Annotated in this window: 21 protein-coding genes and 1 tRNA gene; 10 read left to right on the top strand and 12 right to left on the bottom strand. The window is 67.6% G+C overall.

The window, feature by feature from the left end; translation table 11 throughout:
• Positions 1-68: 68 nt before the first annotated feature.
• The 3 genes from Q8O26_RS09425 to Q8O26_RS09415 all read right to left on the bottom strand — a co-directional run bounded on the left by Q8O26_RS09425 (position 69) and on the right by Q8O26_RS09415 (position 3,218).
• Positions 69-728, bottom strand: a complete 660-nt coding sequence (locus Q8O26_RS09425; protein ID WP_305575260.1) for an ABC transporter ATP-binding protein — start codon at positions 726-728, stop codon at positions 69-71.
• A gap of 58 nt (positions 729-786) precedes the next feature.
• Positions 787-2,055 carry a lipoprotein-releasing ABC transporter permease subunit gene (locus Q8O26_RS09420; protein WP_305575251.1) on the bottom strand — a complete coding sequence of 423 codons (1,269 nt, stop codon included), beginning with the start codon at positions 2,053-2,055 and terminating at the stop codon, positions 787-789.
• Positions 2,056-2,162: 107 nt separating this feature from the next.
• Positions 2,163-3,218, bottom strand: coding sequence for a polysaccharide deacetylase family protein (locus Q8O26_RS09415; protein ID WP_305575250.1), 1,056 nt, complete (start codon positions 3,216-3,218; stop codon positions 2,163-2,165).
• Between the two features lie 113 nt (positions 3,219-3,331).
• On the opposite strand from Q8O26_RS09415, the gene Q8O26_RS09410 reads away from it, so the two are divergent.
• The gene (locus tag Q8O26_RS09410) at positions 3,332-4,543 is read left to right on the top strand and encodes a GNAT family N-acetyltransferase (RefSeq protein ID WP_305575249.1); all 1,212 of its coding nucleotides are present in this window, start codon (positions 3,332-3,334) and stop codon (positions 4,541-4,543) included.
• 1 nt (position 4,544) lies between these two features.
• On the opposite strand, the gene Q8O26_RS09405 is transcribed toward Q8O26_RS09410, so the two are convergent.
• A complete protein-coding gene (locus tag Q8O26_RS09405) occupies positions 4,545-6,680 on the bottom strand; it encodes a GumC family protein (RefSeq protein WP_305575248.1) in 2,136 nt (711 codons plus the stop codon).
• Positions 6,681-6,843: 163 nt separating this feature from the next.
• Between Q8O26_RS09405 and Q8O26_RS09400 the strand changes: the two genes are divergently transcribed.
• From Q8O26_RS09400 to Q8O26_RS09365, 8 genes are all read left to right on the top strand, one after another.
• On the top strand, positions 6,844-7,464 hold the full coding sequence (locus Q8O26_RS09400; protein WP_305575247.1) for a polysaccharide biosynthesis/export family protein: 621 nt from the start codon (positions 6,844-6,846) through the stop codon (positions 7,462-7,464).
• A gap of 4 nt (positions 7,465-7,468) precedes the next feature.
• Positions 7,469-8,596 carry a glycosyltransferase family 4 protein gene (locus tag Q8O26_RS09395; RefSeq protein WP_371134508.1) on the top strand — a complete coding sequence of 376 codons (1,128 nt, stop codon included), beginning with the start codon at positions 7,469-7,471 and terminating at the stop codon, positions 8,594-8,596.
• A 95-nt stretch (positions 8,597-8,691) separates the two neighbouring features.
• The gene (locus tag Q8O26_RS09390) at positions 8,692-10,230 is read left to right on the top strand and encodes an undecaprenyl-phosphate glucose phosphotransferase (protein WP_305575246.1); all 1,539 of its coding nucleotides are present in this window, start codon (positions 8,692-8,694) and stop codon (positions 10,228-10,230) included.
• Positions 10,227-11,462: an O-antigen ligase gene (locus tag Q8O26_RS09385; protein WP_305575245.1), complete on the top strand. Its 1,236-nt coding sequence runs from the start codon at positions 10,227-10,229 to the stop codon at positions 11,460-11,462. Before Q8O26_RS09390 ends, Q8O26_RS09385 begins: the two co-directional genes overlap by 4 nt.
• Before the next feature lie 14 nt (positions 11,463-11,476).
• A tRNA-Pro gene (locus tag Q8O26_RS09380) sits at positions 11,477-11,553 on the top strand.
• A 168-nt stretch (positions 11,554-11,721) separates the two neighbouring features.
• Positions 11,722-12,069: a hypothetical protein gene (locus tag Q8O26_RS09375; RefSeq protein WP_305575244.1), complete on the top strand. Its 348-nt coding sequence runs from the start codon at positions 11,722-11,724 to the stop codon at positions 12,067-12,069.
• Between the two features lie 98 nt (positions 12,070-12,167).
• Positions 12,168-12,521 (top strand): hypothetical protein, encoded by a 354-nt coding sequence (locus Q8O26_RS09370; protein WP_305575243.1) that lies wholly within the window; start codon positions 12,168-12,170, stop codon positions 12,519-12,521.
• A 131-nt stretch (positions 12,522-12,652) separates the two neighbouring features.
• A complete protein-coding gene (locus Q8O26_RS09365; protein WP_305575242.1) occupies positions 12,653-13,063 on the top strand; it encodes a hypothetical protein in 411 nt (136 codons plus the stop codon).
• A gap of 4 nt (positions 13,064-13,067) precedes the next feature.
• Here the strand turns inward: Q8O26_RS09365 and Q8O26_RS09360 are convergent, their stop codons facing one another.
• From Q8O26_RS09360 to Q8O26_RS09335, 6 genes are all read right to left on the bottom strand, one after another.
• A complete protein-coding gene (locus Q8O26_RS09360) occupies positions 13,068-13,886 on the bottom strand; it encodes a MerR family transcriptional regulator (RefSeq protein WP_305575241.1) in 819 nt (272 codons plus the stop codon).
• Between the two features lie 103 nt (positions 13,887-13,989).
• Positions 13,990-14,304 (bottom strand): integration host factor subunit alpha, encoded by a 315-nt coding sequence (locus tag Q8O26_RS09355; protein ID WP_305575240.1) that lies wholly within the window; start codon positions 14,302-14,304, stop codon positions 13,990-13,992.
• Between the two features lie 140 nt (positions 14,305-14,444).
• Positions 14,445-15,422 carry a beta-ketoacyl-ACP synthase III gene (locus Q8O26_RS09350; RefSeq protein WP_305575258.1) on the bottom strand — a complete coding sequence of 326 codons (978 nt, stop codon included), beginning with the start codon at positions 15,420-15,422 and terminating at the stop codon, positions 14,445-14,447.
• A complete protein-coding gene (gene plsX, locus Q8O26_RS09345) occupies positions 15,416-16,480 on the bottom strand; it encodes a phosphate acyltransferase PlsX (RefSeq protein WP_305575239.1) in 1,065 nt (354 codons plus the stop codon). The genes Q8O26_RS09350 and plsX overlap by 7 nt, the downstream gene beginning before the upstream one ends.
• 139 nt (positions 16,481-16,619) lie before the next feature.
• Complete coding sequence (locus Q8O26_RS09340; protein ID WP_305575238.1) at positions 16,620-17,183, bottom strand: DUF177 domain-containing protein; 564 nt, start codon at positions 17,181-17,183, stop codon at positions 16,620-16,622.
• Positions 17,173-17,718, bottom strand: a complete 546-nt coding sequence (locus Q8O26_RS09335) for a ubiquinol-cytochrome C chaperone family protein (RefSeq protein WP_305575237.1) — start codon at positions 17,716-17,718, stop codon at positions 17,173-17,175. Before Q8O26_RS09335 ends, Q8O26_RS09340 begins: the two co-directional genes overlap by 11 nt.
• Positions 17,719-17,926: 208 nt before the next feature.
• Between Q8O26_RS09335 and Q8O26_RS09330 the strand changes: the two genes are divergently transcribed.
• Entirely contained in the window at positions 17,927-18,334 is a 408-nt protein-coding gene (locus Q8O26_RS09330; RefSeq protein ID WP_305575236.1) for an outer membrane protein assembly factor BamE, read from the top strand.
• 130 nt (positions 18,335-18,464) lie between these two features.
• Here Q8O26_RS09330 and Q8O26_RS09325 read toward each other — a convergent pair whose 3' ends face one another.
• Both Q8O26_RS09325 and Q8O26_RS09320 read right to left on the bottom strand, forming a co-directional pair.
• A complete protein-coding gene (locus Q8O26_RS09325) occupies positions 18,465-20,621 on the bottom strand; it encodes a sodium-translocating pyrophosphatase (protein WP_305575235.1) in 2,157 nt (718 codons plus the stop codon).
• A 226-nt stretch (positions 20,622-20,847) separates the two neighbouring features.
• On the bottom strand, positions 20,848-21,993 hold the full coding sequence (locus tag Q8O26_RS09320) for an MFS transporter (RefSeq protein ID WP_305575234.1): 1,146 nt from the start codon (positions 21,991-21,993) through the stop codon (positions 20,848-20,850).
• Between the last annotated feature and the right edge of the window lies 1 nt (position 21,994).

Genomic DNA, 21,994 nt, shown 5'->3' with positions numbered 1-21,994 from the left:
TTTTTGTTCTCATGGCAAGCGCAAAGAACAAATGCCGAACACGATTGGTTACCGGACCGTTACGGTGTTCACAGCTCGACGATGAGCCCGTCGCGGATGGTCACCCGCCGGTCCATGCGTCCGGCGAGGTCCATGTTGTGGGTGGCGACGACGGCGGCGAGGCGCGAGGCGCGGACCAGTTGCCCGAGCGCCGAAAAGACGAGGTCGGCGGTCTTCGGGTCGAGATTGCCGGTCGGTTCGTCCGCCAGAAGCAGGCGCGGCGCATTGGCCACCGCACGAGCGATGGCGACGCGCTGCTGTTCTCCGCCGGACATTTCGGCGGGACGGTGCGTCTGGCGCTCGCCGAGTCCGAGATAGGTCAGGAGCTCGCTCGCCCGTGCCTTGGCTTCCTTGTAGGTCAGGCCACGGATCATCTGCGGCAGGATGACGTTCTCCAGCGCCGAGAACTCCGGCAGGAGGTGGTGGAACTGGTAGACGAAGCCGATCTCCAGGCGGCGGATGCGGGTGCGGTCCTTGTCGGCGAGCTTCGAGGTCGCGCGCCCGCTGATATAGACCTCACCGCCGTCGGGCGCCTCAAGCAGGCCGGCCAGGTGCAGAAGCGTGGACTTGCCGGTGCCGGACGGCGCGATCAGCGCCACGGTCTCGCCGGGCCAGATGGCGAAATCGGCGCCCTTGAGGATCTCCAGCGGAGCGCCCGCCTCGGCATAGCGGCGCTCGACCTTCTCCATCCACAGGACCGGGGCATCCTCGGCGGCTTCGGTCACGGGCGCTTTCGCGGTCACGACATCACTCATAGCGCAGCGCCTCGACCGGATCGAGCTTGGCCGCCCGCCAGGACGGGTAGAGGGTGGCGAGCAGCGACAGGATCAGGGCCATGACCAGCACCGTCAGGGTCTCGCCCGTCGACATGTCCGCCGGGATCTGGGTGAGGAAGCGGACGGTCGGGTCCCACAGGGTGGTGCCGGTCAGCCAGGAGACGAATTCCTGGATCTTCTCGATGTAGAGGCAGACGACGACGCCGAGGACAAAGCCGGCGATGGTGCCGACCACACCGATCGAGGCGCCAGTGATCAGGAAGATGCGCATGACGGCGCCGCGCGTCGCCCCCATCGTCCTGAGGATGGCGATGTCGCGCCCCTTGTCCTTCACCAGCATGATCAGGCCGGAAACAATGTTGAGAGCCGCGACAAAGACGATCAGCGTCAGGATCATGAACATGACGTTGCGCTCGACCTGCAGCGCCGAGAAGAAGGTGGCGTTGCGCTGCCGCCAGTCGACGATGAAGACCGGCCGCTCGACGCCCTCCGAGACGGCGCGGCGGTATTGCTCGATCCGGTCGGCATTGTCGGTATAGACCTCGATCGAGGAGGCGTCGCCGTCGCGGTTGAAATAGGCCTGCGCTTCGGTGAACGGCATGAAGACGAAGGCGGAATCATATTCCGTCATGCCCACCTCGAAGATCGCGACGATCGGATAGGCCTTGATCCGCGGCGTCATGCCCATCGGCGTGGACGAGCCCTTCGGCGAGACCAGGGTCAGGTTGTCGCCGAGCCGGAGCGAAAGCTGGTTGGCGAGCCTCTGGCCGACCATCACCCCCTCGCTCGTGTCGAAATCCTCCAGCCCGCCCTGCTTGATGTTGGTGGAGATCAGCGGCAGGCGGCGCAGGTCCTCGGCCCGCATGCCGCGCACGATGGCGCCGCCGGCATTGAAGGCGGAGGAGGCCAGCGCCTGGCCCTCCACGACCGGGGCCGCCAGCCGGACGCCCTGGATGCGCATCAGCCGCTGGGCCACCTCGACATAGTCGGTCAGCGGCGTGTCGATGGGCTGGAGCACCATGTGGCCCTGAACGCCGAGGATCTTGCCGAGCAGTTCCTTCCGGAAGCCGTTCATCACGGCCATGACGATGATGAGCGTCGCCACGCCCAGCATGATGCCGACGAAGGAGAACCCGGCGATGACCGAGATGAAGCCCTCCTTGCGGCGCGCCCGGAGGTAGCGCAGCGAGAGCATCCATTCGAAAGCGGAAAAGGGACGTGTTCCGGTGGCTTCTGACATCGACCAATCATGGGGTTGAACCGCAGGGCGCGGGTCAGCCGACACAAACTATCTGATTCAGGCCTTCTCGCGACGGGGACGCGGCGGAATTTACGGGCGGGGCCGGTTCACGCCGCATTGACCCGCCGAAACCTGTTGAAAACGGCGAAGGCGGCGCCGGACAACAGCACATCGACATAGCGCAGCGACTGGAAGTGCCCGTTCAGCGAGACACGCGGCAGCGCCGTGAGGTGGTCGCGGTGCTCGGGGAAGATGAGGCCGGGGCGGGTCGTCACGGCGGTCTTGAAGCCGAGGTCGCGGGCCATGGCGAATTCCCGCGGCCCGGCTGATGTCGGGTCGCCGACGGGAAAGGCGAAATGCGCGATCTTGCGGCCGAGTTCAGCCTCGATGCGCTCCCGCGACTGGACCATTTCCCGCCTCACCGTCGCCTCCGGGAACTTGGCGAGCATCAGGTGGTCGATCGTATGGGCGCCGTAGGTGACGAGCGGATCGGCGCCGAGCGCCCTCACCTCGTCCCAGGTCATGCACAGGTCACGGCAGATGTCGCGGAAGTCGATGCCGTGGCGGGCCGACAGGTCGCGGACATAGGCACGCAACTCGGTCTCGGGCAGCGAGCGCAGCCACCAGTAGATTTCGCCGAAGGCCTCGCGCTTCAGCTGGGCGGTCGAGCAGTCGAAATGCACGGTCTGGCCGGCGATCAAGGCGGTGACGGCGCGCTGGGTGCGGACGGTGTGCTCGAGCACCAGCCACCAGAGTTCGCCCTCATGGTCCATGAAGGAAGTGGGCAGATAGATCGTGAAGGGCACGCCGTGCTTCTTCAGGACCGGATAGGCGAACTCGGCATTGTCGCGGTAGCCGTCGTCGAAGGTGAAGGCGACGAAGGGCCGGCCCTCCTCGCCCGCCAGCAGCCGGTCGTGGGCCTCGTCCAGGGTGACGATGTCGAAGCCGCCGGCGCGCACCCGCTCGACCACGCCCTCGAGATAATCGGGGGTGACCTCGAGCAGCGCGTTGGGAGCGAAATCCTGATGCCGCGCCGGACGCACGTGGTGCAGCATCAGGATGGCGCCGACACCGCCGACATAGGGGCGCATCAGGCGATGGGCGCTGGTGAGATAGAGCGCTTCCAGGCCGGCCTTGAAGACGTTCATCCGCAGGCCGCTCATGCCTTGGCTCCCCTTGGACCCTGCATTCCATTCGCAAAATCACGGAGGCCAGAGTGCCAACCATTTCTTGAGACTTCTTTGACAACCTCCCGGTTCCGAGCGAGGCGCCGCAGATGAATTCGATCGCCGAGACGATGTCGACCCAGCCCGCGCCGCAGGCCGGCCTGCAGACGTCGCCTCCTGCCATCGCCGTCCGGGTCTTCGACCGTTTCGACGCGGTCCGCACCGACTGGCTCACCCTCGAGGACGAGGCTCCGCACAGCGGCTACCAGCGCCTCGCATGGCAGGAGGCCTTCCTGCGCCATCTCGGCGATGGCGAGGTTCCCTGCCTGGCGGTTCTCGACGATGCGGCCGGCAGGCCCCAGGCGCTGCTGCCCTTCGTCGTCACGCGCCGGGCCGGCATGGCCACCGCCACCTTCATCGGCGGCAAGCACTCCAATTTCGGCATGGGTCTGTGGCGGCCGGCCTTCGCCCGCAGCCTCGCCGCCGGCGACCTGAAAGCGGCGCTGCGCCAGATCGCCCGGCAGTCGCCGGTGCCGATCGACCTCTTCGCACTGACGAACCAGCCGGTCTCCTGGGGCGGCCTCGCCAACCCTTTCGCGCTGCTGCCGCATCGCCCCTCGCCGTCCTTCGGCTATCACCTCGCGCTCGGTCCCAATGCGGATGCGGTGCTCGATCGCGTCGTGTCCTCGTCGTCGCGCCGCAAGCTGCGCCGGAAGGAGCGATCGCTCGCTGAGAGCGGGCCGCTGTCCTTCGTCACGGCCCGCGACACCGCCGCCATCGTCCGGTTCACCGACACGTTTCTCGCCTACAAGGCGACACGTTTCGCCGAACTCGGCATCGCCAATGTCTTCGCAGTCGCAGGCATGCGTGATTTCATTGTCGACGCCGCTTCAGGCGAGGCTCCGGCCCTCGAGCTCTGCGCCCTCATGGTGGGCGACGAGCCGGTTGCGCTCTTCGCCGGCACGATTACCCAGGGCCGCTATTCCGGCATGTTCAACGCCATGATCCCCGGACCGATCCAGAAGGACAGCCCCGGCGAATTGCTGCTCCACCATCTGATCCGCGACTGCTGCGCCCGCGGTCTCGCGGTTTTCGACCTCGGTGCCGGCGAGGCCGACTACAAGTCGCATATCTGCGATGGCATCGACCCGCTCTTCGATCAGGCGATCGCCACGACCGCCAAGGGGGCCGCACTGGCGGCGGCGCTCGCAGCGCTGGGTCATGCCAAGCGACGGGTCAAGCAGTCGCCGTTCCTGTGGTCGCTGGTCGGGAAGCTGCGCCGCCTGCGCGCCAGACGGGTCGCCAGCGATACGGCGGGCTGAATCAGGCGGCCGCCATCTCTTCGTCGGTCGCCAACATGACCACGACCGGCCGCAGGCCGGCACCGGTCAGCCGTTCATAGACGCCCTGTACGCCGGGATCTCCGACCTCGCCTTCGCTGACCACAACCGCGTCGCCGGCGAGGGCGACAAGATCGTCGAACGCCGCCGCACCGGCGGGAAGGATGCCTGCGGACAGGACGATCGCATCATAGCCGTGCGACAGGGCCTCGACGGCGAAGGCCGCCATGTCGGCGGCGGGTGAGCCCATCATGCCGGCCGGCACGATATGGGCGGGCGACTGCGGATCGGTATGGATGATGTCGCCGAAGCCGGCGCTTCCGGCGGCAAAATCCGAGAGTCCGGCTGCCTGGAACCCCACAACATGGGACAGGAGGGCCTCGTCGCCGTCGAGATCGATCATCACCACGCGACGGCCGGCGGCCGCCAGTTCCCGCCCGAGGGCGAGGGCGACGCCCGTTGCGGCGAGGCCGTCCCGGGTGGCGACCACCAGCGTACGCCGGCCGCCTGCCGCGCCGGCGCCGGGGTCAAGCAGTTCTGCCAGCGCCGCGATGCTTTCGGGTGTCGCAGGCGTGACGGCCTCCGGAAAGTCCGGATCTTCGGCGGAAGCGGCAAGCGGCGGTGCCACGATCTCGCCGGGGGCAGTCCGGGCAGGCGCCACGGCGTCCTCGGCATGATCGGCGCCGGTCGCGGCATCGGCGGGGGGCGTTCCCATCAGCAGGGCCAGCGTCGCCACCACGGTGATCGCCAGAATCAGCGTGCCGAGGGTGACGATCAGGATGGTCGGCAACTTCTTCGGGAAAGCCGGGACATTGGAGACCAGCGCGCGAGAGATGACCCGGGCATCGGCCGGCAGGGATGCGAGCGTATCGCGGGCCGTCGCATCCCGGTAGCGAGCGAGCAGCGTCTCCAGCTGGTCGCGCAGCGACTTGGCCTCGCGCTCGAGGACGCGCAGCTGCACCTCCTGCTCGCTGGCATTGCCCGCCTGCCGTTTCACCTGGTCGAGGTTCTGCTGCAGGGCCTCGACGCGGGCACCGGCGAAGCGGGCATCGTTCTCGAGCACCCTGACGAGCTTTTCGGCCTCCGAACGGACCTGGCCGTCGAGATTCACGCGCTGGGCCTGCAGCTCGGCGATGCGCGGATGACGCGGGCCGAGGGTCGAGGATTGTTCGGCGAGCTGGGCGAGCACGGCGGCGCGCTGCTCGTTGAGGCGGCGGATGATCTCGGAATTGACGATCTCGCCCGATTCGACCGGGCGGCCGGACCGCAGGAAGTCGCGAAGCAGGCGGGCGCGGGTCTGCGCATCGGACTGCTGGGCCCGCGCGGCGGCGATCTGGCTGTTCACCTCGGCGAGCTGCTGGGCGGTGAGACTGGTGTTGTTGGTGCCGACGAACAGATTGGCGCGGGCCCGGAAGCTCTCGACGCGGCCCTCGGCCTCCTCGACCTTGCGGCGCAGGCCGTCGACCTCGCCGGAGAGCCACTGGCTGGCATTGCGCGTCTGGCTGCGCTTGTTCGCCTGCTGGGCCTCGATGAACTGGGCGGCGACCATGTTGGCCGCCTCGGCCGCCAGCGCCGGGTCCTGCGTATCGAACTGGATGGCGATGATGCGCGACTTGTCGACCTGATAGGCCGTCAGCTTCTCGAAATAGGAGCGCAGCACGCGCTCCTCGGCGGTCATGCGCATCGGATTTTCGGCGAGGCCGAGGAAGATCATCACCTGCTTGACAGGATTGAAGCTGCGCAGGGCTGGATCGAATTCCGGCTTGCGGGCGAGGTCGAGCTTCTGTGCCACGGCCTTGGCGACGTCGCGGGAGAGAATCAGCTGGACCTGGCTGAGAACAGCCTCCTGATCGACCGCCGCCCGGTCGGTGCCGCCGGAACGGTCGCTTTCGGGGCGGGTGAAGGAGCTCTCGCCGTTCTCCACGAGAATGCGGGCTTCCGAGCGGTAGGTCGGGGCAGTCAGGCTGACGGCGGCGAAACTGAGCGCGAGCGCGAGAAGCGTCGGCACGATGATCCAGACGCGCGATCCCCAGAGGGCGCGGGCAAGACCCGTGAGGTCGAGATCGATCAGGGAAGCCCTGTCGCGACCCGCCTGTGTCGTGTCTCCTGCCCCGACCATGATGCCGCCATCTCCTGCAACGTCCACGCAGGCTGAATAGAAATCATTAGGGTTGCCATCGGGTTAATCCACAGGCCCGGACGCCTCTCCCGGTCAGTCTTTCTTAACCACGCTGGCCGATGATCACCGCCATGATCACAAGAGGTTTCGAGGTGCGGCCGTGATGCGCTCCATCCTGCTCGTTGCGGCGACGGCGCTGGTTCTGGCTGGGTGCGCGGGTCGCCCGGGCGCCGGTCCCGGCACGCTCGTCGATACGACCCGCGGCACGGTCGGGCCCGTCGGCCCGGAGGGCGCACTGGTGCCGCACGAGCAGATCATGCCGCGCGGTCCCTATCTCCTCGATACCGGCGACCGTCTCCGGGTGGTGGTCTTCGGGCAGGAAGGCCTGACCAACTCCTATGCGGTCGACGCCACCGGCTCCATCGCCATGCCGCTGATCGGCCTGGTGCCGGCGGCGGGCCGCTCGACGGACATGCTGACGCGGGACATCGCCGCCAAGCTGCGCGGCGGCTTCATCCGCGAGCCGAGCGTCTCCGTCGAGGTCGAGACCTACCGCCCGTTCTTCATCATGGGCGAAGTGACCGCCGGCGGCCAGTTTCCCTTCGTCACCGGCATGACGGCACAGAACGCCATCGCCATCGCCGGCGGCTTTACGCCGCGTGCCAACCGCGGGAACATCGAGGTCACCCGCAAGGTCAACGGCCAGCTTTACCGCGCCGACGTGCCGCTGACCCATCTCCTCGCCCCCGGCGACACCGTCGTGGTGCGCGAGCGCTGGTTCTGACGCCTTGTCCGCACCGAGCCTGTCGATTCTCCATGTCATGCGCGCGCCGGTCGGCGGGCTGTTCCGTCACGTCGTCGACCTCGCGGCGGCACAGGCGGCCCGCGGCCACCGCGTCGGCATCGTCGCCGACGCCTCGACCGGCGGCGATCGGGCGGCGGCGGTCTTCGAGGGCCTGAAGCCGGCGCTCGCTCTGGGCCTCGCCCGCCTGCCGATGAGCCGCGAACTCGGCCCGGCCGACTGGTCAGCCGGGCGCGGCGTCGCGCGGATCATCGCGGAAAAGGACGTCGACGTCGTTCACGGCCACGGGTCGAAGGGTGGCGCCTTCGCCCGCCTCGCCGGTGGTGCGCGCCTCAAGGTCTACACTCCCCACGGCGGCAGTCTCCACTATTCCCGCGCCACCCCGGTCGGCTTCGTCTATCTGACGCTGGAGCGCCTGCTCGCGGCACGCACGGACCTGTTCCTGTTCGAGAGCCTGTTCGGGTTCAACGCCTTCGCCGCCAAGGTCTGCAAGCCACGCGGCGCCGTGCGCGTCGTCCACAACGGCGTCAGCGCCGGCGAGTTCTCGCCCGTCCCGCTCCGCGCCGATGCGACCGACCTCCTGTTTATCGGCGAGTTGCGCCACCTGAAGGGCATCGACGTGCTGCTCGACGCCATCGCCCTCTTGCGCGGGCGCGGGCGCGCAGTGACCGCGACCATCGTCGGCGACGGCCCTGATGCAGGCCTTTTCCGGCAGAAGGCGGTGGAATCGGGACTCGCACGCGCCGTGACCTTCGCGGGCGCGCTGCCCGCGCGCGAGGCCTTCGCCCGCGGCCGCCTGCTCGTCGTGCCCTCGCGCGCGGAATCGCTGCCCTATGTGGTGCTCGAAGCCGGCGCGGCGGGCCTGCCGGTGCTGGCGAGCGCCGTCGGCGGGATCGGCGAGATCTTCGGCCCCGACGCCGACAGGCTGGTCCCGGCCGGCAGCGACTGGGCGCTGGCGGGCGCCATCGCCGCCGCCCTCGACGATCCCGACGAGACGCTGGCGCTGGCGGCGCGCCTGCGCGACCGCATCCGCGACGGCTTTTCGGTGGATGCCATGGCCGAGGGTGTGCTCGCCGCCTATGGCGAGGCACTCGCCCTGCGCCGCGCCGCCTGAACACCGCGGCAGGGCAAGCGAAAAGCAACCTTTGGCGGTTAAAGCTGTCGGAAGGGACGCGTCACGCGCTGCGCGGGCGGGAAGGAGATACCGACATGCTGGGATTTACCGGCCGGGACATCATCAAGGAGGCGGAAGCGGCGCGCACCAGCCGGCCGGCCAACGAAAGCCGCCGCCCGCTTTCCGATCTCGCCGCGCGCATTGCGGACGAAACGGTCGGGACGGTCTATTCGCCGGTCGTGCTCTCCGGCCTGGTCAGGCTCGCTGAATTCGTCATCGTCATGGCGCTCGGCGCGACGATCTACATGGGATGGGTCTTTCCGCAGCACGGGGTGCAATGGCCCTCGCTCCTCGGCCTCGTCGCCGTCGCGGCGCTGGCGCTCGCCGGCTTCCAGGCAGCAGGCCTCTACGACATCCACGTCTTCCGCACCCATGTCGCGCAGTTCAGCCGGCTGTTCTTCACCTGGACCATGGTCTTTCTGATCGCGATGGCGCTCGCCTTCTTCGCCAAGGCCGGCGATGCGTTCTCGCGGATCTGGCTCGGTTCCTGGTATTTGAGCGGCCTCATCATCCTCATGGGTCTGCGCGTCGGGCTCGCGCAGCTGGTGCGCACCTGGTCGCGCGCCGGGCGCCTGCAGCGCCGGGCTGTCGTCGTCGGCGGCGGTGAGCCGGCGGAGGAGCTGATCCGCTCCATTCTCGCCCAGGCTGATACCGACGTGACCATCTGCGGCACGTTCGACGACCGCACTGACGATCGCTCGCCAGCCCATGCCGCCCATGTGCCGAAGCTCGGCACGGTCGACGACCTTCTGGAATTCGCCCGCCGCACCCGGGTCGATCTCGTCATCGTCACGATTCCGATGAGCGCCGAGAAGCGCGTGCTCGACATGCTGCGCAAGCTCTGGGTCCTGCCGGTGGACATCCGCCTCGCCGCCCATACCGCCAAGCTGAGGTTCCGGCCGCGGGCCTATTCCTATATCGGCAACGTCCCCGTCCTCGACGTCTTCGACAAGCCGATCCAGGACTGGGACATCGTGCTGAAATGGGTGTTCGACAAGATCGTCGGCAGCGCCGCACTGATCGCCCTGTCGCCGATCTTCCTCGCCACCGCCATCGCCGTGAAGCTGGATTCCAAGGGTCCGATCTTCTTTCGCCAGAAGCGCTACGGCTTCAACAACGAGATGATCGAGGTCTACAAGTTCCGCTCCATGCATACGGAGATGAGCGATGCGACCGCCTCCAAGCTGGTGACCAAGGGCGATCCGCGCGTCACCCGCGTCGGACGGTTCATCCGCAAGACCTCCATCGACGAGTTGCCGCAGCTCTTCAACGTCGTGTTCAAGGGCAACCTCTCGCTCGTCGGTCCGCGCCCGCACGCCGCCCATGCCAAGGCCGCCGACAAGCTCTATGACGACGTCGTCGACGGCTATTTCGCTCGCCACAAGGTCAAGCCGGGCATCACCGGCTGGGCCCAGATCAACGGCTGGCGCGGCGAGACCGACACGCCGGAAAAGATCCAGCGACGCGTCGAGCACGACCTCTACTACATCGAGAACTGGTCGGTGCTGTTCGACCTCTACATCCTCGCGAAGACCCCGATCTCGCTGGCCCAACACCGCGAGAACGCATTTTGACGCTCGCTCTCCCCGCGCCCCGTGCCGCGGGGATCCTCAGCGGCGGTGAGCCTTTCCGGCTCGCCGCCCTCTGGCTCATGATGCTCGGCGGCGCCTTCGTCTTCGCCGAGCCCTCGCCCTACGAGATCGGCGCGCTCGCCGCCATTGCGGCCTTCGCACTGACAGGCGGCCTGCGCCTGCGTGCGGCGCACGGCCCGCTGCTGATCGTCCTCGTCGTCTATTGTCTCGGCCTCACCATCGCGGCGATTCCGGTACTCGGCGCTTCCCAGGTGATCCCCTGGGTGGCCGTCTCCTGGTATCTCGCGATCACCATGGTGTTCTTCGCCATCGTGGCGGTCGACAATACCGAGGCCAGGATGCGGGTGATCGTCCGTGCCTGGACCCTCGCGGCGATGATCGCCGCCTTGGCCGGGATCGCCGGCTATTTCCGGCTCTTCCCCGGCGCCTTCGACCTCTTCACGCTCTACGGCCGCGCCAAGGGCACGTTCAACGACCCGAATGTCTTCGGCCCCTTCCTGATCCTGCCCATGCTGGTGGCGATGCAGGCCTTCCTGCGCGCCTCGCCGGTCTCATGGCTGCGGGCCGGTCCGGTCTTCGCCGTGCTGCTGATCGCCCTGCTGCTGTCGTTCTCGCGCGGCGCCTGGATCCACTTCGCCCTCTCGGTGGTGGTCATGACGGGGCTCATGATCCTGACGGCGGAGACACCGGCGCAGCGCTTCCGCATCCTTCTCGTCGTCGCCGCGGGCTTCGTCCTGTTGATCGCCTTCGTCGGCGTCCTTCTCAGCATCGACAAGGTGGCAGACCTGATGCGGGAGCGGGCGAGCTTCAACCAGAGTTACGATTCCGGACCGATGGGGCGATTCGGTCGCCACGCCTATGGCTGGCAGATGGCGCTCGACGAACCGCTGGGCATCGGGCCGCTGCAGTTCACCCGATTCTTTCCCGAGGCTCCTCACAACGTCTATCTGAACTCGTTCATGGCCGGCGGCTGGACGGGCGGCATCGCTTATATCGTCCTCGTGGGATCGACGCTGCTGGTCGGGCTCGTCGCCGCCCTCGGCCGAACGCCCTGGCAACCCTTCACCATCGCCGTTTTCGCGACGTTCTGCGGCCTCGCCTTCGAAGGACAGATCATCGACAGCGACCACTGGCGGCATTTCTGGGTGCTGGCAGGGCTGCTCTGGGGCCTGGCTATCACCAAGCGGGTTGCAGCGGCGCGCGAAACGTCCTAAATCCCCCCCACGGTCGGAGTGTAGCGCAGCCCGGTAGCGCACTTGCATGGGGTGCAAGGGGTCAGAGGTTCAAATCCTCTCACTCCGACCAATTTCCCCAAATTGCTCATCTGTTGGCCCAAACCCCTTTCCAGCGGGCCGATCCTGGCTGTCTGGCGCCCGCACGGGACTTTTTTTGGCGCCCCGTCGGGCTCCGAGGCGCCGGCGGCTAGGAACCGCAACGCTCCCCGAAGGTTCATCTGGCAGGAGGACACCTGTCGTGACCCATATCGATCCCAAAGACGACCGCATCGCTGTCACACCGACCCGGCTGGACGGCGGGCGGCGGCAAGATCTCGACCCGCCGACCGATCCGCGCGTCTCGCGCATGACCAACGGCAACTGGGGCCTGGTCGGCGGCCTTGCCGTCGTCCTGGTCCTCGGCATCGTCATCTTCTCGATGATGGGCGGCAATCCGAGCGGCCAGTCGCAGACCACGGCGCCAGCCGCCGATCGGACCACCACCGGCTCGACACCCCCTGCAGCCGTACCGATGACGCCGGGTTCCATACCGCCTGCGGCCGCACCGATGACGCCCGGCTCCACGCCGCCGCGCCAGTCGCCGTAACCCGACCTCGCGGCCGTTCTGCCCACTGATTCCATTCCTTGGTCCGGGGACGCGCCAGACGCGTTCCCGGACGGCCATCGCCCTTGTCCGGAGCCGCCATGATCACCCGACGCCTGTTTGGTGCCGCCATATTCGCCGCCGCATCGCTGACCATCACCCTCGCCCAGACCGCCTTCGCCCCGACCGCCTTGGCCCAGGTTCCCCCGGCCCAACGCGACGGCGGCATGGGCGGAGCAAGTTCCGCCGGCGGATCGTCCGGTGGCGGCATGACCGCCGACGACGAGCAGGCGCAGGGCGTCGAGGCCGGTCGGGAAGGCCGGACGGTGCCAGACCGCGCGAATGCAAGGCGCGGACGCGAAGCTGTCGCCGTCGATCGGACGACCGATCCGCGCAGCCCCGCCTCCGGCGGCGTGCCACGGGCGCAGTCGACGCCTGTCCAGCCGCCGCGATGAATGAAGTCGCACCTTTGGCCGCCGACCCCGACCAGCGGCGGCTCTGCGGTCACGGCTAAACTCAACGGTCTTGCCGCTGACCCTGTCCTCGTCCCACACTGCATCATCGAGGCAGTCGGACGGGATCGGCGATGCAGCTCAATACGCGGTTCAGGCCACGGATCGGCGGATGGCTGGGTATCGCCGTGGTGCTGCTGCTGCCGCCGGCCATCGGCGCCGCCTATGTCGGGGCGCTCAACGCCACGACCTTCGATGATCGCAGCCTTCTGTGGCAGGTGACCATCGGGCTGCTTCTCTTCGTCCCGGTCGGGCCGCTCCTCATCCTGTTCGGCAGCGACTGGGTGACGCGCCCGGATCCGGAGGCGCTGGCGAAAATCGACAAGATCATTTCCGAACTCGAATTCGCCAATGTCCAGTCCGGCGAGCTGGAGCGCGGCCTCGAGCCGGTGCGGGACGTCGCCGACCACATGCGCCGCCGCATCGAGGAAGCCGCCAAGGCGCCGCCGCCACCGCCGTCACCGACCCCGAGCTGGCGCCGCTAGGCGGTCAGCGCCCGTCAAAGGCCGCGTCGAGCCGCTTGCGACATTCCAGAAGTTCATAGAGCGCCGCCTGCAGCCGGCGGACATCGTCGGCGGCGAGCCGGGCGACCGGCGGCACGGCCGGCGACGCCGGCAGCGACGGTGCGGCTGCGCGCATCGAAGGCATCTCCACGGCGGGGCGGACCGGCGTCGGGAGCTCGGGCACAGCGACGGGCGTCGGCGCCCGCAAGACCGGTCTTGCCCGCTGCTCCTGTACCGGTATGGCGCGCTGCACCAGCGGTTGGGCTGCCAGTGAAGGCCGTGGCGCCGGGCGCGGCTCGAAGGCGGGTTCGAGCACGGCAGGATCGTATCCTGCATCATCGAAGTCGTCGTCTTCGGCAACGGGCGTCGGGGCCGCTGCAAAGGGCGGCTCGCCGTAGGTCGCGGCGGCAAAGGCCGGGGAACTGCCGGTCGCCATGGCGAGAGGTCGGCCGTCGGCCGTTTCGTCCTCGTCCTCGTCCAGTGCGGGGTCGATGATGTCGGGGCCCTTGGGCTTCGGCAGCGTCGCGGCCCCCTCGCCGCGGCCGATCGCCTGGATCGCCTTGACCCCGCTCTCCTTGATGATCCGCTGCACGCCGCGGATCGTGTAGCCCTCGCCATAGAGCAGATGGCGAATGCCCTTGAGCAGGTCGATGTCGTCGGGGCGGTAGTAGCGACGGCCACCACCGCGCTTCAGGGGCCTGATCTGGCTGAAACGGGTTTCCCAGAACCTCAGGACATGCTGCGGCAGATCGAGGTCGTCGGCGACCTCGCTGATCGTGCGATATGCGTCAGGGGCCTTGTCCACCACAATCCCGGCTCTGTGTGAGGATGCGCGATGGCGCCATGGCATCGGGCGACGCCACGGTGGCGGATTCGTGACGCTGCGGCAACGGCATTACGCGTCGCCGTCAGTCGCGCACGCCCTCAAGGCTCTGGCCGTTGATCTTGGCCTTGAGGATGTTGGAGGGCTTGAAGACCATGACGCGGCGTGGCGCGATCGGCACCTCCTGCCCGGTCTTGGGATTGCGCCCGACCCGCTCACCCTTGGAGCGGACGACGAAGGAGCCGAAGGAGGACAGCTTCACAGTCTCGCCGTCGGCGAGGCAGTCGGTGATCTCCTTGAGCACCAGTTCGACGAGCTGTGCGGATTCGGTCCGCGACAAACCCACCTTCTGATAGACGGCCTCGCAAAGATCAGCGCGCGTGACTGTCTTGCCCGCCATGTCGATCCCCCAACACTTGCCCCGGATATGGCGGCCTTGCTCCGGGCCAAGGCACCGAAACCGCTCTTATCACTATGATTTTACTATCACTATGGCGTCGCCCGGCAGCGGTCAACCCATTGTGAGCGGAAGACCTCGCTTCACCAGCGGATCAGTGCGGAGCCCCAGGTGAATCCGCCCCCCATGGCTTCCAGCATGACGAGATGGCCGGGCTGGATGCGTCCGTCGCGGACCGCCACGTCGAGGGCCAGCGGGATCGAGGCGGCGGAGGTATTTCCGTGGCGATCGACGGTGATGACGACCTTCTCCGGCGCGATCTTCAGCTTCTCGGCGGAGGCGTCGATGATGCGCTTGTTGGCCTGGTGCGGCACGAACCAGTCGAGATCGGCCGACGTCGTGCCAGTGGCGGCATAGGCGTCATTCATCACGTCGGTGATCATGCCGACGGCGTGTTTGAAGACCTCGCGGCCCTCCATGCGCAGGTGGCCGACCGTCTGGGTGAGCGAGGGACCGCCGTCGACATAGAGCTTGTTGGCATGGCGTCCGTCCGAGCGCAGATGAGTCGTCAGGATTCCGCGGCCGGCGAGACCGTCGGGTTGTTCCTGTGCCTCGATCACGACGGCGCCGGCGCCGTCGCCGAAGAGGACGCAGGTGGTGCGGTCGGTCCAGTCGAGGATGCGTGAGAAGGTCTCGGCGCCGATCACCAGCGCCCGCTTATGGCTGCCCGAGCGCAGGAACTTGTCCGCCGTCGACAGGGCGAAGACGAAGCCCGAACAGACGGCCTGAAGGTCGAAGGCGGCGCCGTGCCGGATTGCGAGGCGATCCTGGATCGTCGTGGCGCTGGCCGGAAAGGTACGGTCAGGCGTCGACGTCGCGAGGATGATCAGATCGATATCCTGGGCGTCGAGGCCGGCGGCGGCGAGCGCCGCCTGGGCCGCGGCGAAGCCGAGGTCGGAGGTGGTCTCGCCGTCGGCGGCGATATGACGCTCACGGATACCCGATCGCTGGACGATCCACTCGTCCGAGGTATCCACGAGCGTCGAGAGCTCGGCATTGGTCATGACGCGGGCGGGCAGATAGCTGCCCACGCCGCGCACCACGGAACGAAGTGTCACGATGCGGCCTCGAGAGGGGCGACCGGCGGCGCCGGACGCGAAGCATGATAGGCGTCCAGCATGGAGCGGATCTTCGACTGAAGATCGTAGCGGGCCATGTCGTAAGCGAGATCGATGGCGCTGGCAAAGCCCAGCGGATCGGTGCCGCCGTGGCTCTTGATGACAATGCCGTTGAGGCCGAGGAAGACGGCACCGTTGCTCTTGCGCGGGTCCATCTTCTCGCGCAGCGTCGAGAAGGCGTTGCGGGCGAGGAGATAGCCAAGCTTCGCCCGCCATGTGCGCGACATGGCGGAGCGCAGATATTCGCCGATCTGCTTGGCCGTGCCCTCGCCGGTCTTGAGGGCGATGTTGCCGGTGAAACCCTCGGTGACGATCACGTCGGTGATGCCCTTGCCGATATCGTCGCCCTCGACGAAGCCGCGATAATCCAGGGTCTTCATGTCGGCATCGCGAAGGATCTGCCCGGCCTCGCGGATGAACTCGAGGCCCTTGACCTCCTCGACGCCGATATTGAGCAGGCCGACCGTCGGCCGTTCGAGATCGAAGACGACGCGCGCCATGGCGGCGCCCATCACCGCCATGTCGACCAGGGCGGCGGCATCGGCGCCGATGGAGGCGCCCATGTCGAGGACGATCGACTCGCCGCGCAGCGTCGGCCAGAGGGCGGCGAGCGCCGGCCGTTCGACGCCCTCCATGATCTTGAGATTGAAGGCGGCCATGGCCATCAGCGCGCCGGTATTGCCCGCCGACACCGCAGCGGAGGCCCGACCGAACTTCACCTCGTCGAGCGCCCGCCACATCGACGAGACGCGGCGGCCGTAGCGCAGGGCCTTGGAGGGTTTGTCGTCCATGCGGATGGCGACGTCGGCATGGACGATCTCGCAGCGCCCCCTGACGCGCGGATTGGCGGCGAGCAGCGGCGTGATCTGCCGCTCGTCGCCGACCAGCACGAACTCGATGTCGCCGTGGCGTGAGAGCGCGATCTCCGCGCCCGGCACGACGACGGAGGGACCGAAATCGCCGCCCATCACGTCGAGGGCCAGCCGTACCTTCTCGGACATGCACCTATCCGTATGACCGACGCCCGAGGCCGGGGGCCCGGATGGACCGCGAGCCCCGACGGCGCGAGGAGCCGGGACAATAGCGTCTGGCACCGCCTGCACAAGGGGCAGGCACGCCGAACACCGAACCGGCGCCTGTTTAGGTGTCGCGCTTCAATTTGGAAAGCCCCGCGAAGGGCGAGGCCTCGCCCCCCTCCTCCGGCGGCTGGAAATCGGCATCGGGCTTGCGCGGATAATGATCGACGCCGAGGGCCAGGAATTCGGCGGCGACGGCGGCGACGTCGATGACGCCGCCGACGAGGGGATCGTCGGCCGCGACCGAAGCGTCGATGGCGAGGCCGTCCTCTTCGTCGTGAACCAGATGGACCTTCAGTTTCTCCTCGGGACGGAAGCTCGCCTCGACCTCTTCCGCGATGGTGTTGACCATCGGCTCCAGGGTGACGACGCAGGTCTGCATGACCGTGGCGCTGACCTTTCCGGTGACCGCCAGGCCGTCACCGCGAAAGGGCTTGACGTGGACGTCAAGGTCGAACGCCGTCATGGCGTCGACGCCGAGGAAGGCCGCGAAGATGGCGAGGTCGTCCCGCGTGAGCGAGCGGCGGCGCACGTGCACGCCCGATGCCGAGACATCGACCACCCGGATGGGCCAGCGTGGCAGAGGCGCGCCGGGACGCCGACCGCCGTCGGCACGTTCACCCGTCATGGCGCCCTCCCGCCGGCACGGACGGAAACTCGATGTCTCCCGACAGAAACGATTCGTAAGGGCGAGACGCCAGGGCGGCGGCGGCCTGACGGACATAGGCGGCGAGGACACGGGTATCGCCCGAGAGATCGGCGAGAACGTTGCGGGCGAGCGCAGCTTCGAGGGTTTCGCCCTCCCCGCCCGCCAGGGCCATGTCGTAGGCCTGCACCCGTCCGTAGAAAGATTCGCCCATCTCGCGGATCTTCTTCGGCACCTTGGTGTCGGACACCCCGATTTCGCGCAGGCCGCGGTCGAAATCGAGGAAAAGGATATCGAAGAGCGCCTGACCGAGCTGGCGGCGCTCCTCGGTTTCTTCCTTCAGCCGGTGAAGCACCAGAAAGGCATGGAGCACCACCATCTCGAAACGGCCGTGGAATGTGTCGGGCACGCCGTGATCGCGGTAGAACAGGGGATTGCGCGCCTGCGCCACGATGGCGCCGTAAAGCGTCTCGATGGTCGCGTCCTGCTTCTTGCGCCGGAACAGGCTCAGAATCATCGGTTTCGCCGCCTTCGGGTTGAAATGGTTGCGGACGGGAGTTAAGTCAACGCGACGCCGTCTTCAAGCGGCGGGTTACCGCCCTCGCCGGCGGGATCGGGATTGAGAAGGTCGGCAGAGAATGATGCGCGTAACGTCACGTCCCGCCAAGGCAGCGCTTGTCGCAGGTCTCGCGGTTCTCCTGTCTGCCTGTTCCCAGGGACCGTCCGTGTCGTCCCTGACCCCGAGCCTGCCGACGCCGGCGCAGTTCCGCATCGGCGAGACCTTCAACCGCGGCTATGTGGTCTCGGAGGAGTCCCTCGCCCAGGTGAAGGAAGGCAACAGCCAGGATCAGGTGTTGATCGCGCTCGGTACGCCGACGACGATCTCCACCATCAACGGCGACGTCTTCTATTACATCTCCGAGAAGCAGACGCGGACGTTCACCTTCCAGGAGCCGCGGACGGTGGAGCGCAACGTGATGGCTGTCTATTTCAATGCGCGCCGCCAGGTGGAGCGTGTCGCCAATTACGGGCTGCAGGACGGCAGGGTCTTCGACTTCATCTCCCGCTCCACGGTCACCGGCGGCGAGGAGGCGAACCTCCTGCGGCAGATCATCACGGGCCCGCGCAGCTGATCGATCTGATCGGGTCCAGGACCGTTCAGGCCCCGCTCCGGCGGGGCCTTTTTTATTCGGACTGAGCACCACGCATGAAAAAGCCCCGCGGGATCGCTCCCGCGGGGCTTTCTGACACAGTCGGCGGCACTCAGCGGGCGAGGATCGCCAGCAGCAGCAGCGCCACGATGTTGCAGATCTTGATGGCCGGGTTGACGGCGGGGCCCGCCGTGTCCTTGTAGGGGTCGCCGACGGTGTCGCCGGTGACCGAGGCCTTGTGCGCCTCGGAGCCCTTCAGATGGGTGACGCCGTCCTTGTCGACGAAGCCGTCCTCGAAGCTCTTCTTGGCATTGTCCCAGGCGCCGCCGCCCGACGTCATGGAGATGGCGACGAAGAGGCCGTTGACGATGACGCCGAGGAGCGAGGCACCGAGAGCGGCGAAGGCCGAGGCCTTGGAGCCCGACAGGGCCAGCACGCCGAAATAGGCGACCAGCGGCGCCAGCACCGGCAGCAGCGAGGGGATGATCATCTCCTTGATCGCCGCCTTGGTGAGCATGTCGACGGCACGGGCGTAGTCCGGCTTGTCGGTGCCGGCCATGATGCCCGGCTTTTCCTTGAACTGGCGGCGGACCTCCTCGACGACCGAACCGGCGGCGCGACCGACGGCGGTCATGGCGATGCCGCCGAACAGGTAGGGAATGAGGCCGCCGAAGATCAGGCCGGCGACGACATAGGGATCCGACAGGTCGAAGGTGACCGGCGACATGCCCTTGAAGTAGGAGTAGGTCGTCGACCCCGCCTTGTTGGCCTCGGTGATGAAGTAGTTGAGGTCGTAGCTGTAGGCGGCGAAGAGCACGAGGGCGCCGAGGCCGGCCGAACCGATGGCATAGCCCTTGGTGACAGCCTTGGTGGTGTTGCCGACAGCGTCCAGCGCATCCGTCGAGTGGCGCACTTCCTTGGGCAGCCCGGCCATCTCGGCGATGCCGCCGGCATTGTCGGTAACGGGGCCGAAGGCGTCGAGCGCGACGATCATGCCGGCGAGGCCGAGCATGGTGGTGACCGCGATCGCCGTGCCGAAGAGACCGGCGAGCTGGAAGGTTGAGATGATGCCGCCGACGATGACGATGGCCGGCAGCGCGGTCGATTCAAGCGAGATGGCGAGGCCCTGGATGACGTTGGTGCCGTGGCCGGTGACCGAGGCCTGGGCGATGGACACGACCGGGCGCTTGCCGGTGGCCGTGTAGTATTCGGTGATCCAGACGATCAGGCCGGTGACGAGGAGGCCGACGAGACCGCAGGCGAAGAGGGCCGAACCGGTGACGACCTTGCCGCCGACCGTGCCGATCGGACCCCAGCCCGTGACCAGGTGCGTCGCCAGGGCGAGGCCGCCGATCGACAGGACGCCGGTCATGATGAGGCCCTTGTAGAGGGCGCCCATGATCGAGTTGTTGGCGCCGAGCTTCACGAAGAAGGTGCCGGCGATGGAGGTGACGATGCAGACGGCGCAGATGGCGAGCGGATAGATCAGCGCCGATTCCAGTGCCGGGGTGCCGGCGAAGAAGATGGCGGCGAGGACCATGGTGGCGACGACCGTCACCGCATAGGTCTCGAAGAGGTCGGCGGCCATGCCGGCGCAGTCACCGACATTGTCGCCGACATTGTCGGCGATCGTGGCGGGGTTGCGCGGGTCGTCCTCGGGAATGCCGGCCTCGACCTTGCCGACGAGGTCGGCGCCGACATCGGCGCCCTTGGTGAAGATGCCGCCGCCGAGGCGGGCGAAGATCGAGATGAGCGAGGCGCCGAAGCCGAGGGCCACCAGGCCGTCGATGACCGTGCGGCTGGTGGGGGCGAGGCCGCCCGGACCGGTCAGGGCCCAGAAGTAGACGGCGACGCCGAGGAGCGCGAGGCCGGCGACCAGAAGACCGGTGACCGCACCGGCCTTGAAGGCGATGTCGAGGCCGGCGGCGAGCGACTTGGAAGCCGCCTGTGCCGTGCGCACGTTGGCGCGGACCGAGACGTTCATGCCGATGAAGCCGGCAGCACCCGAGAGGACGGCACCGATGAGGAAGCCGATCGCGACGATCGTTCCGAGCAGGTAGCCGACGAGAAGGAGGATGGCCGCACCGACGATGGCGATCGTGATGTACTGGCGCTTGAGATAGGCGGAGGCGCCTTCGGCGATCGCGCCGGCGATCTCCTGCATGCGAGCCGACCCCGCATCGGCAGCCAGGAGCGACTTGGTCGCCCAGGCGCCATAGACGACGGACAGGAGCCCGGCGCCGATGATGACCCACAATGCTGTATTCATCGATGTTTCCTCTGTCGCGGCGCCCCCTGGGGGCGGCCGTCCAATCCCCGTGGAACCGGATGTCCTCGCTCGTTTCTTATGCAGTGGTGACGGGCTGACGCCCGGCCCACGACGAGTCCGACGCATTTCTGCCAAAGTCCCGGGTCGGAAGCAACGGATGGGAGGGCTGCGCGGCTCGTCCTTTCGGCTGTAGAGCAGGTTTTCGACGAATTTCGACCGGCTGGGCTCAGGCCAAGGCGGGTTTCGGCCGCGAACCCACGGCCAGCGCCACGGCCGCGATCGCCACGATCGGGAACACCACCCAGTTCACCATGTCCCAACCATAGGTCGTGACGATCTGCCCGGAGGAGAAGGAGCCGACCGCCATGACGCCGAAGACGCAGAAGTCATTGACGGACTGGACGCGGGTGCGTTCCTCAGGCCGGGCCGCGGCGGCCACCATGGCGCTGGCGCCGATGTAACCGAAGTTCCAGCCGAGCCCGAGCAGGATCAGGGCGGCGTAGAAATGCGGGACGGTGATGCCCATCAGGGCCACCACTGCGGAAATGGCGGTGAGGGCGAGGCCGAGCCAGACGATGCGCGGCGCGCCGTAGCGGGTGATGAGACTGCCGGTGAAGAAGCTCGGCGCATACATGGCGATGACGTGCCACTGGATGCCGTAGGCGGCATCGTCGATCGAGTGATTGCAACCGATCATGGCGAGCGGCGCGGCCGTCATGACGAAGTTCATCAGCATGTAGGTGGCAGCCCCGCAGATCACCGCGGTGACGAAGGCACGGTCGCGGAAATAGGCCGAGGTCGGGCGCGTCACGGTACCGACCGGCGGCGCCTTGGGCTTGGGGATATCGACGAAGGACAGGATCACGCCGGCCATCAGCGCCACGACGGCCTGACCGATATAGGTTCCGGCGAAGAGCACCGGAGGCAGGGCGTCCTTGGTCCAGACGACGAGCTGCGGCCCGACGACACCGGCGAGGACGCCGCCCGTCATGACCCAGGAGATGGCCTTGGGCCGGAAGGCGTCGGAGGCGGTGTCGGCTGCGGCGAAGCGATAGCTCTGGGCGGCCGAGGCATAGAACCCGGCGCAGAAGGTCGCCAGGCAGAAGACGGGGAAGCTCGCCCACATCACGCCGAGATAGCCGAAGAGGCCGGTCAGGACGCCGGCGCCGGTGGCGATCTGATAGGCCGTGCGGCGTCCGTAGCGCTGCACCAGCATGCCGACCGGCAGCGAGGCCGCCGCGAGGCCGACGACAAAGATCGATATCGGCAGGGTCGCCAGCGAACGGACCGGGGCGAGCTGGGCGCCGACGATGGCGCCTGTGGCGAACATCACCGTGGTGTTGGCCCCGGCCAGTGCCGTCGCCAGTGCCAGG

The organism is Phreatobacter sp., from assembly GCF_030691135.1.
Taxonomy (GTDB): domain Bacteria; phylum Pseudomonadota; class Alphaproteobacteria; order Rhizobiales; family Phreatobacteraceae; genus Phreatobacter.
The sequence above is the reverse complement of the archived record's forward strand: the minus strand, read 5'-3'. Positions and strand labels throughout refer to the sequence as shown.

What these genes read in the sequence shown, in the direction of transcription:
- Q8O26_RS09425 (WP_305575260.1), bottom strand. Translation starts at nt 728, where the DNA reads ATGGAGAAGGTCGAGCGCCGCTATGCCGAGGCGGGCGCTCCGCTGGAG.
- Q8O26_RS09420 (WP_305575251.1), bottom strand. Translation starts at nt 2,055, where the DNA reads ATGTCAGAAGCCACCGGAACACGTCCCTTTTCCGCTTTCGAATGGATG.
- Q8O26_RS09415 (WP_305575250.1), bottom strand. Translation starts at nt 3,218, where the DNA reads ATGAGCGGCCTGCGGATGAACGTCTTCAAGGCCGGCCTGGAAGCGCTC.
- Q8O26_RS09410 (WP_305575249.1), top strand. Translation starts at nt 3,332, where the DNA reads ATGAATTCGATCGCCGAGACGATGTCGACCCAGCCCGCGCCGCAGGCC.
- Q8O26_RS09405 (WP_305575248.1), bottom strand. Translation starts at nt 6,680, where the DNA reads ATGGTCGGGGCAGGAGACACGACACAGGCGGGTCGCGACAGGGCTTCC.
- Q8O26_RS09400 (WP_305575247.1), top strand. Translation starts at nt 6,844, where the DNA reads ATGCGCTCCATCCTGCTCGTTGCGGCGACGGCGCTGGTTCTGGCTGGG.
- Q8O26_RS09390 (WP_305575246.1), top strand. Translation starts at nt 8,692, where the DNA reads ATGCTGGGATTTACCGGCCGGGACATCATCAAGGAGGCGGAAGCGGCG.
- Q8O26_RS09370 (WP_305575243.1), top strand. Translation starts at nt 12,168, where the DNA reads ATGATCACCCGACGCCTGTTTGGTGCCGCCATATTCGCCGCCGCATCG.
- Q8O26_RS09365 (WP_305575242.1), top strand. Translation starts at nt 12,653, where the DNA reads ATGCAGCTCAATACGCGGTTCAGGCCACGGATCGGCGGATGGCTGGGT.
- Q8O26_RS09355 (WP_305575240.1), bottom strand. Translation starts at nt 14,304, where the DNA reads ATGGCGGGCAAGACAGTCACGCGCGCTGATCTTTGCGAGGCCGTCTAT.
- plsX (WP_305575239.1), bottom strand. Translation starts at nt 16,480, where the DNA reads ATGTCCGAGAAGGTACGGCTGGCCCTCGACGTGATGGGCGGCGATTTC.
- Q8O26_RS09340 (WP_305575238.1), bottom strand. Translation starts at nt 17,183, where the DNA reads ATGACGGGTGAACGTGCCGACGGCGGTCGGCGTCCCGGCGCGCCTCTG.
- Q8O26_RS09335 (WP_305575237.1), bottom strand. Translation starts at nt 17,718, where the DNA reads ATGATTCTGAGCCTGTTCCGGCGCAAGAAGCAGGACGCGACCATCGAG.
- Q8O26_RS09325 (WP_305575235.1), bottom strand. Translation starts at nt 20,621, where the DNA reads ATGAATACAGCATTGTGGGTCATCATCGGCGCCGGGCTCCTGTCCGTC.